At 51.2% G+C, this 12,554-nt stretch carries 4 protein-coding genes; all 4 read left to right on the top strand.

Annotation, left to right across the window (positions count from 1 at the left end):
- A partial coding sequence (locus C3B51_RS07370) for a non-ribosomal peptide synthetase (protein WP_130244643.1) occupies positions 1-6,367 on the top strand: 6,367 nt, incomplete at its 5' end.
- Positions 6,368-6,432: 65 nt separating this feature from the next.
- Complete coding sequence (locus C3B51_RS07365) at positions 6,433-7,416, top strand: TauD/TfdA family dioxygenase (protein WP_125722119.1); 984 nt, start codon at positions 6,433-6,435, stop codon at positions 7,414-7,416.
- A gap of 51 nt (positions 7,417-7,467) precedes the next feature.
- Positions 7,468-10,914: a non-ribosomal peptide synthetase gene (locus C3B51_RS07360; RefSeq protein WP_130244642.1), complete on the top strand. Its 3,447-nt coding sequence runs from the start codon at positions 7,468-7,470 to the stop codon at positions 10,912-10,914.
- A partial coding sequence (locus C3B51_RS07355; protein WP_240701866.1) for a condensation domain-containing protein occupies positions 10,911-12,554 on the top strand: 1,644 nt, incomplete at its 3' end. The genes C3B51_RS07360 and C3B51_RS07355, both read left to right, overlap by 4 nt.

The raw sequence follows: 12,554 nt of genomic DNA, 5'->3' as shown, positions 1-12,554 counted from the left end.
TACCATCATTGCACGTCACGAGGTACTGCGCAGTTCATATTCAGAGATACAGGGAGAGATCTATCAACAGGCAGAGGCTCCCTATACTTGTCAGGTTGAGCGGTTCGATCTCAGCGCATTACAGGGGGAGGCACAGGCTGAAGCGGTTGCCCAACATCTCACGAGTCATGGCCAGCACATCTTTGCGCTGGATGAGGGGCAGATGTTGTCGGCGCACTATCTGACCTTGTCAGATCAAAGCGCGGTGCTGGCACTGAATATGCCTCACATTGTGTCGGACGGCTGGTCGATGCAACTACTGGTCAAAGAGTTTACTGCCCTCTATAGTGCACATCTTTGCGGCCAGCATGCACAACTGGCACCACTGCCCATTCAGTATGCTGACTATGCCCACTGGCAGCGCGACTGGCTGGCAGGAGAAACGGGGGCCAGTCAGCTCAACTACTGGAAAAAACAATTAGAGGGTGTGCCAACCGTACATAGCCTGCCGCTTCAGGGACGCCGTGGGGAGATAAAAAACCACCATGGTGAATCACTGGAATTGACCTTGTCTCAAGAGGTGGGTCGCCGCCTGACTGAACTGGCCAGCAGTTTAGAGATCACCCCGTTTATGTTGCTACATGGTGCTCTGGCGATTGTGCTTTCGCGCCACAGCAACAGTCAGGATATTGTCATCGGCACGCCGGTGGCGAATCGCCAGCATGCGGATCTGGCGTCACTGATCGGCTTCTTTGTCAACTCTTTGGTATTGAGACTGGATACCAGCGATAAAACCCTTGAGGCGTTTTTTGCACATGTTAAGCAGACCCACATTGCCGCACAGGACAATCAGGATATTCCTTTTGAGCAGCTGGTTGAGCATCTGAACATAGACACTAGCACCAGTCACAGTCCGCTGTTTCAGATCATGTTGCTGACAGATAATGACTATGGTCTGGACGCGCCTGACATAGATACGACGCGACTGGGAGAGGCAAAACTGAAGCCGCTGGAAGATCCGCAGGTGACGGTGAAGTTTGACCTGGATATTTTCATGTCACTGAGCGAGCTCGGTGGTAAGCTGAAAATCAATTTTGATAGCGACCTGTTTAGTGCGCAGTATATCGACAGCCTGTTAAGCCACCTGGGCAATACACTGGCCAATCTGGCACAGGCTGATATGGCGCAGCAAACCGTGGCGCGCCTGCCGATGCTGAGTGAACAACAAAGTCATGAGCTAGTTGTAACGCGTAATCAGACACAGCGTAGTTATGATGACGAAGCCTGTATTAACACCATTTTTGAGCGTCATGTGGCAGCCCAGCCCGACGCGCCGGCACTGCAATTCGGTGAGTCGCTGCTGAGCTATCAGGCCCTCAATGAGCGTGCCGAGCAGCTTGCCAGCTATCTGGTTGCGCATCATCAAATTGTGCCCGATACGATAATTGGCCTGTGTATGGCGCGTTCGGCAGAAATGATAGTGGCGATGCTGGCTATTCTTAAAGCGGGTGGCGCGTATCTGCCGTTGGATCCGGATTATCCGATGGAACGCCTCGAGTATATGGTTGATGATGCCAAAGTGGCTCAGATCTTAAGTTATGGCCGGGGTGTGGAAGTGACGGATGCGCTCTGTCACAGCAGAGACATAGCCAACCTCAATGTCAGCAATCTGTCAGAGACTGAAAGGTCAGGCGAGCAGCCGCTGGGTATCCTTAAATCGAATCATTCACTGGCGTATGTGATTTATACCTCAGGTTCAACCGGTCGTCCAAAAGGCGTGGGGCTGAGCCACAAAGGTGCAGTGAATCTGGCCGCTAATCAGCAAGTACTGTTCGATATAACGCCTGCCAGTCGGGTACTGCAATTTGCGTCAATCAGCTTTGATGCGGCGACCTGGGATTGGGTTATGGCTTTACTAAACGGTGCTACCTTGGTGATCTGTGATGAACAGGCACGTACAGAAGGCGGTAAGCTGGGTGAGGTGCTCAAACAGCAAGCTATCACGCATGCCACCTTGCCACCGGCCCTGTTAAGTACCATGGCACTGCAGACGGACTTAGCGCTACAGTGTCTGATAGTGGCGGGTGAAGCCTGTGAAGAGCAGGTGGTCGCGCGCTGGAGACGTCATTATCGCTTCTTTAATGCCTATGGTCCGTCGGAGACATCCGTATGTGCTACAGTCGGTGAAATTACCGATAACAGCCTTCATATCGGACGTCCATTGTACAATGTGCAGACCCTGATTTTGGATGAGCATCAGAGCCTGGTACCGTTTGGCTGCGCAGGAGAACTGTATGTAGGTGGTGATGGCCTCGCACGCGGCTATCTGAACCAGCCACAGATGACGGCTGAGCGCTTCATTGACAACCCATTCTACGATGCCAGTGTACCTGGCAGCTCTAAGCGCTTATACCGGACTGGTGATCTGGTGCGCTATCAGGCGGATGGTAACCTGGTATTTATTGGTCGTACGGATGATCAGATTAAGATCCGCGGCTTCCGTGTTGAGTTGGGTGAAATTGCCCAGCAACTGAGCCTGCAAGCTGGCGTTGAATCAGCGCTGGTAGTGGCCAAAACGGGGGCCACTGGCACCTACCTGGTTGCTTATTTGCAACCTGCGAAGGCCTTGAGTGATGTACCAGATGCTGAGTTTACTCAGAGTGCATTGACCGAGCTGGCCAGTCAGGTGCCGGATTATATGGTGCCAAAACTGGCGGTGGTGATCGCTGACTGGCCACTGACAGCCAATGGTAAAATCAACAAAAAAGCGCTTCCCGAGGCCGATCCTCAGGCGCTGCAGGGCGACTATGTGGCACCCGCGAATGAGACTGAGCAGGCCATTTGCGAGGTCTGGGCAGAGCTGCTGGGTCTGGCGCCTGACGCCATCAGTACCTCGGCGAACTTTTTCCATCTTGGCGGACACTCATTGTTATCGGTCAGACTGGCTGCGGGTCTGCGTGCGAAACTGGGTGTGGAGTTACCGGTTAAAACCCTGTTCAGCGCCCCCACAATCGCTGAGCAGGCGACTCACATAATAGCGTGCCGCGGCCAGGCAGTCCGCCAGGGCGTTCAAGCGCTTCCCAGAGTGACGCGCGAAGATGAACCGTTGGGCCTTCACAGTGTACTGCCTCAGTCCTTTGCTCAGCAGCGTTTATGGTTTATTGATCAGCTACACAGCGACTCTGCGCAGTATAATATGCCGGCAGCTTTTGAGGTACAAGGCGACCTTGAGCTGGCAGTCGTAGAGGCGGCGCTGCAAACCATTATTGATAGACATGAAGTGCTCAGAACGGTATACCGAGATGGTGAATACGGCGCTGAGCAGGTGATCCGTCAAAATGTGCCGTTTACTCTCAGTTATGAGGATGTGCGCATGCTCAGTGAGGTGCAGCAGCAACAGGCCATTGCCGCTGCGATGACCGCACAATTGAGTCAGCCGTTTAATCTGACCCGGGATGTGATGGTGCGTGCAGGTTACTTGCATACGTCGCAAACCAGCGGAGTCTTACTTTTCAACATGCACCATATCGCCTCCGATGGCTGGTCAATGCAGGTGTTGATCAAAGAATTTATTACACTCTATCAGGCATACAGCCAGGGCGAGGGGAATCCGCTGGCGCCGCTGGCGCTGCAATACGCAGATTACGCACAGTGGCAGCGAGCGTACTTAACGGATGCGTTACTTGAGCAACAGCTGGGCTACTGGCAGCAGCAATTGGCTGATGTGCCACCTGTGCACAGCCTGGTACTGGATCATCCGCGTCCCGAAGTAAAACAACATCAGGGGGCACAGGTGAAAGGCATGCTCAGCCAGGAAGTTGCCGAGGGACTGGGTGCACTTGCCAAAGCCCAGGGGCTGACACCGTTTATGTTGCTGCATGGTGCGTTGTCACTGCTGTTAGCCAGACACAGCAACACACCGGACATTGTGATTGGCACCCCGGTGGCAAACCGAATGCAGGCTGAGCTGGAGCCATTGATAGGGTTCTTTGTTAATACCTTAGTCCTGAACGTTAATACAGCTCAGGCTACAATGGCTGAATATCTGGCACACGTTAAAGCGGTACACCTGGATGCTCAGTCGAACCAGGATGTGCCCTTCGAGCAATTGGTGGAGCACCTTAAAGTGCCCCGCAGCACCGCACATACGCCACTGTTTCAGGTCATGTTACGTACCCAGACAGACTATGGCCTGAATGCAGAGATGGATGATGTGACGTTGTCGCTGGGAGGCGCTCAGTTGACGCCTATGGCAGAAGAGTCGGTGGTTGCCAAGTTTGACCTGGATGTTCACATCGCACTCAATGATAGCGGCGTCGACATCTGCTGGACCTATGACACAGCACTGTTCAATGCAGCGCGCATCGAGACCCTGAACCGTCACCTGAGTGAGTTACTTACTACCCTGACAGGCTCTCAGCCTGAGGATGTATTACGTCAGGTGCCCGGCACTATTAATATGCTGTCTCAGGCAGAGCAGCATGAGCTGCTGGTGTCACTGAATCAAACAGAGCAAGACTATGATACACAGCTGTGCATCCATACTTTGTTTGAACAACAGGCACAAACGCAGCCACAGGCGATTGCCCTGACGGGACCACAGCGTGAGATGAGCTATGAAACACTGAACGCACTGAGCAACCAGTTTGCGCACCATCTGATTGACCATTATGGCATTGCGCCGGGACAGCGCGTCGGTATCTGTGTTGAGCGCTCGGAGTATATTTTGGTGACAATGTTGGCAGTACTTAAAGCCGGAGCTGCCTATGTGCCATTTGATCACCACAACACCTTGCATCGCAATCAGCAGATCATCGAGGATGCGCAACTGCAAGTGGTGTTTACTGACTCTGAGCGGATGACTACCTTACCGTCAGACTGCACACACCTTGAAGTCTCAGCACTGGAGGCCCAGTTGAGTGGGCAGGCTAAGCGGGATAATCCGCAGCAATCAGTGAGTGCCAGCGATCTGGCCTATGTGATTTACACTTCGGGCACAACCGGTAAACCAAAAGGGGTACAGTTACGTCATTCCAATGTGTGTGATTACTTACAGTCTGTACAGCTAGGGTATTATGAACAGTCACTGTCATCATTGCTGATCACGTCATATGCGTTTGATATCAGTGTACCCAGTTTATTCCTGCCTCTGATCAGCGGCGCATCGGTCAATATTTTGGCTGGAGACGCGCGCTTTGAAAGCATGAAGCACGAATTACAAGTGCAGCCTTATTTACTACGCATGACGCCGCATCATGGTAAAGCTCTGGTGGCATTTATGGGTGATGAGGTGTGTTCGTTGAATCACACTTTTGTTATCGGAGGAGAAGCCTTCCCGCTGGAGCTATATGATCAACTGCAGGCCAAATTTCCAAACAGTGTGATTTACAATCATTACGGACCAACAGAAGCCACGGTCGGCGCTGTTGCACTGAATATCACAGCTCAGCGCGACCAAATTGGTGCCACTATGCCCATAGGTAAACCGCTACCAAATACTAAGTTGTACATATTAAACAGGGAGTTAGGTCTGGTTCCCAAAGGCGCAATGGGCGAGTTATATATTGCTGGCCCGAGTGTTTCTAAGGGGTATTTAAATAGAGATGAACTAACTCAAGAGAGTTTTTTTGTCAATCCTTTTGAAGCGGAAAATTCACAATATAACCTGATGTATAAGACAGGTGACTTGGCTCGATATATCGGCGAAGATTATCTCGAGTATTGCGGACGGGTTGACGAGCAAATCAAGATCCGAGGCTTCAGAATTGAAGTGGGTGATATTGAGAGTCAGCTGCTGCAACTGCCAGAAGTGGACTCTGCGGTGGTACAGGCGAAAGAACTGGCGGGGCAGCGACAGTTGGTGGCGTATGTCAAATTTGATCTCACGCATGAGATCCAATTTGCATCGAGTGAGTCACACCAGCAGGACAATGAGCGCAAGCTGGCGGCTATTAAGCGCAGTCTGGCAGGCCATTTGCCTGAGTACATGTTGCCGAGTCAGTACCTGGTGATGACAGACTGGCCGTTGTCGGCAAACGGTAAACTGGATAAAAAAGCTTTACCAGCGCCCATGGCAACTGAACTTGCCGCGGTGACGGTGCAACCAGCGACTGAGACAGAAATGCGTTTGGTGCAGGTCTGGTCTGAGGTTTTACAAACGTCGGCAGAACATATCAGTGTTGTTGAGAGCTTTTTCTCGCTCGGAGGTAACTCCTTATCGCTGATGTTACTACTTAATAAATTGCGCAGTGAATTTGGTGCAGCCCTGCAACTGCGGGAGTTATACCAAAGTTCAGACATTCAGAGTATGGCTAAGCTCATTGAGCACTTACTGTGGATGGAACAAGACGATGATGATGAGTATGAGGGGGAACTACTCGTACTTTAAATTGACTTGTCGGTGTCCCATGAGGGGTATGGGGCACCGACTGATAATGACAAAAAGGAACCCGTATGGCTTTGACTACTACTCTGAGCGAGGTCACAAAACTGAACGAGCAAGCACACAGTCCGGTAGTGATACAGTTACACCAAGGGAGTACACCGTACGAGCAGGTCGTTGCCTTGCAAGATACAATTGAGCAGCACCTGGCAGATGCCGGGGCGGTATTGCTCCGTGGTGGTCACTTTGGCTCACCCGCTCAGGTTGAACAACTGGCAGCCCGTTTTATGACACAGGTGCTGACCAATAATACAGAGCATCGTCCGGCAAGTACCAATGGCCATGTACAAAGGCCGGTTGAATACTCAGAGTCCGAATTCCTTCTTTGGCATAATGAAAATACCTTTAATCAACGCTTTCCCGGCCGTGCAATTTTTGCCTGCGAGCAGCCTGCGCTGAGCGGCGGACAAACACCAATAGCCGATGCCAGAACGGTACTGTCCCAGTTACCCGCAGAATTAGTTCAGGAGTTTATCGATAAACAGGTTATGTACGTGCGCAACTACCAGGCGGATGATTTTGTTGGCCTGGGCTGGAAAACCATTTTCCAGACGGATAACAAAGCTGAGGTCGAGGCCAAATGTCGCGAGCAGGCGCTGGAATTTGAATGGCGTGGTGAGCAACTAACGACTCGCGCAATTCGTCCGGCTGTGGTTATCCATCCTGCCACTCAGGCACCTTGTTGGATAACCCAGGCACAACATTGGCATTTCAGTTGTTTAAACGAAGATCTGAGAGAGAATTTGGCCATTATGTTCGACGACGAGGCCGATTACCCGCGCAACTGTTATTTTGGTAATGGCGACCGTATCCCCGATCAGACGATGGCACAGATACTAAAAGTCTATCAGGCGAATCAACAACAGTTCGACTGGCAGCAAGGTGATGTCATGCTAGTCGATAATATTCTAAAAGCACATGCCCGAAACCCATATCGGGGAGCCAGAAAAATCCTGGTGTGTTTTGGCGATCCAATCAGTTTTTCTCAACTGTGATTCTGTATCCACCTTAGCCGTAATCAACCGCATTTAGTCAGGAATAGCGAAGTGAAAATAACAGCATTAGTCGATCAGCTCATTGCAGCTGGCGTGAAACTAAAAATCAAAGACAATAACCTGGTCGTTAAGCTACCCAAAGTGATCTCAGCAGACTTGCGTGAGCAGATCATCGCGCATAAAACTCAGCTGAAGGATTACTATTTGGCACTGTCCAATACACAGACCGATGCGGTTCAAATCACCGCGCAACCTCCAACAGAGACAATGCCCCTGTCATTTTCCCAGCAGGCGTTGTGGTTTTCAGAGCAAAGTGACAAGCAGGCCAACTACAATGTGCCGGTCAACTTAAAAATCACTGGTGAATTTGATATTGCAGTCGCAGAGCAGGCGCTCAATTGTATTATGGACCGCCACTTAATCCTCAAAACCACCTATACAATCGACACCCAGGAAACACTAAGTCAGGTGATCCATCACGACGCCCATTTGAGTATCAGCCGTGACACGCTGCCTGCTCAGCAGTTAGACGATGCTAAAACACACCAGCTCGTCAATGAGGAGGCACTGCGCGGGTTTGATTTACAACGCGAGTTGCCGATCCGTTGCCGTGCGATTGCCCTGACGGGGGGCTCGGAGCCTGTGACCTTATTGTTGTTAACGCTTCATCATATCGCGACAGACGGCTGGTCCATGGCGCTATTAGTCAATGAATTTACAACCCTCTATGAGAGTCTGAGTAAAGGGGAAGTTGCTCAGCTGAATGCGCTTGAGATCCAGTACGCCGACTTCGCGCACTGGCAGCATAGACATAGCACACAGAAATCGGCCCAGCAGTTAGACTACTGGCGCACACAACTGGACGGCCTGCCACACACGCATAGCCTGCCCCTGGATGGCGCACGTGACAGCGAGGCTCGCGGGCAAGGGGGCCTACTGGAAAGAGTGCTGCCGGACACAGTAAAACAAGGCTTACAGGCGCTGGCAAGCCGCTTTGATATGACCACCTTTATGTTGCTGCATGCGGCACTGGCACTGGTGTTTTCTCGTCACAGTGACAGTCACGATATTGTCATCGGCAGCCCGCAGGCCAATCGCCAGAACCCACAATTGCACAAGCTGATCGGGTTCTTCGTTAACACCCTGGTCTATCGTGTCAACACGGATCAGGCATCTTTGGCTGAATACTTACACCATGTCAGGCAGGTACATATTGATGCTCAGTTGAATCAGGAAGTGCCGTTTGAAGCTCTGGTTCAGGCATTAACGCCCACCCGTACACCAGGCCAGACACCCTTATTTCAAATCATAGTCGACACCGACAATGATTATCAGCAAAGTGGCACTGCCAGTTTGCCAGGCCTCAAAATTGAGCCACTGACACACAATGCCGTGACGATTAAATATGACCTAGATCTGGCGCTGAAAATGACCGACACCGGGGTGAACTGTTATTGGGCTTACGATAAAGGTTTGTTCACTGAGCAGCATGTTGCCCAGCTGGCGGAGGACCTGTGTAGCGTATTGACTTATTTGAGCCATTCCCTAAAAGCCACGGACAGCACTTTGCAATCAGCCTATGCGAGCATGGCAGGCAATGAGCTGACACCGGCCATCAAGGCTTCATCACCTGCGGTCAACTCGGTGCTTGAGCAAGTGTCATTATTTGCTCAGCAAACGCCTGAACATATTGCTGTGCAGCACCAGCAGCAAAGCCTGAGCTATGCGGCGCTGCAAAAGCGCGCCAGCAAACTGGCTGACTGGCTGATAGCCCATGACTATTGTGGTCATGACAAAATCATTGCCATTGAAGCCCGTCGTACAGTCGATACTGTGGTTGCCATTTTGGCTATCTTTAAAGCAGGTTGTGCTTACCTGCCGGTTGACCCGACACATCCGCAGCAGCGGATCCAGTATATGCTGCAAGACAGCGGCGCCATTGCAGTGCTAGGTAGCGCAAGTACGGGTGCCTTGCAGAGCGCGGCCTCACAAAGTGCGGTGCCCTATCTGGATATGATGCAGTGCGAAGCTGCAAATAGTGTTGTGTGTGGCGCTCAGCAAATAACACCTGCCGCAGACAGTTTGGCTTATGTGATTTATACCTCAGGGACCACCGGCAAGCCCAAAGGGGTGATGATAGAACACGCTAACCTCAGTCACTATCTGACACATCTGAACATGCAGTTGCCAGCGAAAGTGACCGACGCTGTCGTCAGCACCTCTTTGAGTTTTGATGCGACCGTAACGAGCTTATTTACGCCCTTACTCAGAGGGGGGGTGGTTAACCTGACCTGTGATCAGGACACCGCGTGCGAGCAGGTGGTGCTGGCACTAGAGACGGCGCAATCGGCGTTGCTATTTAAGCTCACACCGGCGCACCTGCAGCTGATCGCTGACAGAATTACACAACAAAATACCCACAAGCATGTCATTGTACTCGGTGGAGAGCAGCTCAATTTAGATACCATTGCGCAGCTACGCAACTACCTGCCCAATACGGTGTTTGTGAATGAATACGGACCTACAGAAACGACCGTCGGCAGTCACTGGAAGTGTATTGAGGCTCACCATCAGGTACCTATTTCAATTGGCTCCCCGATAGCGAATATGCAGGGCATAGTACTTGATGAGCAAGGTCAGCCAGTACCGCCTTACGCCATTGGCGAGCTTTACCTGACCGGCCCAGGCGTGGCGCGCGGATATCTTAATCGTCCACAGCTAAGTGCCGAGCGCTTTATTGATAATCCGGCTTACCAGAGCGGGCAGCCTGGCTGTTATCGCAAATTATACAAAACCGGTGATTTAGTCCGCACCCTCAACAACTCGGAAATGACCTTTGTGGGCCGCATTGATGAGCAGGTTAAGCTCAATGGATATCGCATTGAGTTGGAAGAAGTAAAACGCCAAATTGCCGAGCAGGGCTTAGTGGCACAGGCTGAAGTTCTATTGGTTGAGCAGCAAGCACAGATGCGACTGGTGGCCTTTATTCAACTGACCTCTGAAGGAAGACTGCTGGTGAACCAGCAGGGAGAGACGGCCATGACGGAGGGCCTGATACAAGCTCTGGGTGAGCAGTTGCCTCAATACATGATCCCGGCAGATTATCAGATGATTGAGCAGTGGCCCCTGACGGTAAATGGCAAGCTCGATACTGAACAGTTAAAGCGGTTGGCGACAACGGCGCAAAATGCAGTCTATGTGGCACCAGAAACCGATATGGAAGCCCACATTAATCAACTCTGGGCCGATATTTTATCATTACAAGAGAATGAAATTGGCCGTGATGGTCACTTCTTTAAGCTCGGCGGGAACTCAATCCTATTGATAAAAATGCTGGGCAGCCTGAAAAAGCAGTGGGGCATTTCGCTTGCATTTAACGAAGTCTTTAATCGCGTGGTGGTGCGTGATCTGGCGCAGTTTGTTCAGGACAAAGTGACTGAAAAGCAAGCCAAAGAGACGCTGGAAGAAAAAGCCACAGAAGCGGAGGGGTGGTTATGATAGCCAAGCAAATTATTGATGAAGCGATTGCCAGTGATATTTTACTGTTTACCGAAGCGGGCAAGCTGGGCTTTAAACAAAAATCTGCAGCGCCTTTTCCTGAGGCGCTGAAAAAGCAAATTCAGGCCCATAAAGCGGACATCATCGCGTTTTTGGCAAACCAGTACAACGATCTCGATATTCCATTGAGGTCTGCTGATAAAACGCGACTGCCCTTATCGAATGCGCAGCAAAGACTGTGGTTTATCGACAGCCTGAAACAAGGGTCAGCCGAGTATAATCAACCACTGGCGTTTACGGTGAGCGGACAGCCCAACCTGGCAAAGATTGAAACGGTTCTGAGCACCATAGTTGCAAGACATGAAATATTACGCACGACTTATCATCAGGATGACATAGGCGCCTATCAGCAAGTGAATGCGAGTCGGCCATGTCATGTCCAGGTCCATGATCTAACCACGCTGGACGATTGGCAGTCCGAGATAACAAAGATTATCGCTGCTGAATCAGCAAAGTGTTTTGACCTGAGCACAGATCTGATGCTCCGTGTTGACTATTTTAAAGCCCCTGCCACTGAGCGCGAAAACGGTATTCTGTTATTCAACACGCATCATATTGCCTCCGACGGCTGGTCACAGCAAATTCTGATGCGTGAATTTGTGACGTTATATGCGCAGCTTAACGCCGACCAGCCAGCTCAGCTTGCTCCGCTGGAAATTCAGTATGGAGACTTTGCTTTGTGGCAGCAACAACGCGCAGAAAACGGCGCGCTGAGTGACGCTTTGTCTTACTGGCAGCAGCAGCTGGCGGATGCGCCGCTGGTCCATGACCTGCCTTTATGCCAGACGCGTCCGGCGACTAAGCAACATGCTGGTGGTCATGTTCATGGTCAGCTGGGCAGTGAGATTGCACAGCCTTTATTGGCCCTGGCGCTGCGCCTTCAGGTTACGCCATTTATGCTGATGCATGCGTTATTATCACTACTGCTGAGTCGCTACAGTAATAGCGCAGATATTGTTATTGGCACACCCGTTGCGAACCGGGTGTCGCCGCAACTGGACGAATTGATCGGCTTTTTTGTGAATACGCTGCCGCTGCGTGTAGATACCAGCCAGCAGGACTTGTATGAATTGGTGGCGCATGTGAAAGAGGTGCACCTGGCGGCTCAACAGCATCAGCAAGTACAGTTTGATCAGCTGGTCGAGCATCTTAATATTCCTCGTAGCACACAATATGCACCTTTGTGTCAGATAACGCTCACCACCGCCAGTGAATTTGGCATTAATCAGAGCCGCGACATGCTGGCTTCTGCGCTGGCTTCTGACGGGCTGACACTGGCCCCATATGGTGTGGAGCGGGTCGTGGCCAGATTCGATATTGATACACACATCAACATCAGTGATGCCGGTATTGAACTGGACTGGATGTACGATAGCAGTATTTTTTCTCACGCTTTTATTACCCGATTAAATCAGAACTTTGCAGCTTTGTTGTGCCAGGTGAGTGCACAAGGTGAAAAGAACTTGCCTTTGCGAGATATCCCGGCCTTGTGTGAGTCTGAGCGTCAGCAATTGCTCACAGCAGGGGAGCAGCAGCGTCTTGACTATGACTCCAGCCGTTGCATTCACCAGTTATTTGAA

The sequence above is a fragment of the Pseudoalteromonas rubra genome (genome assembly GCF_004212645.1).
GTDB lineage: Bacteria > Pseudomonadota > Gammaproteobacteria > Enterobacterales > Alteromonadaceae > Pseudoalteromonas > Pseudoalteromonas rubra_G.
Note: the sequence above shows the minus strand (reverse complement) of the source record. Positions and strands in the feature narration are given on the sequence as shown.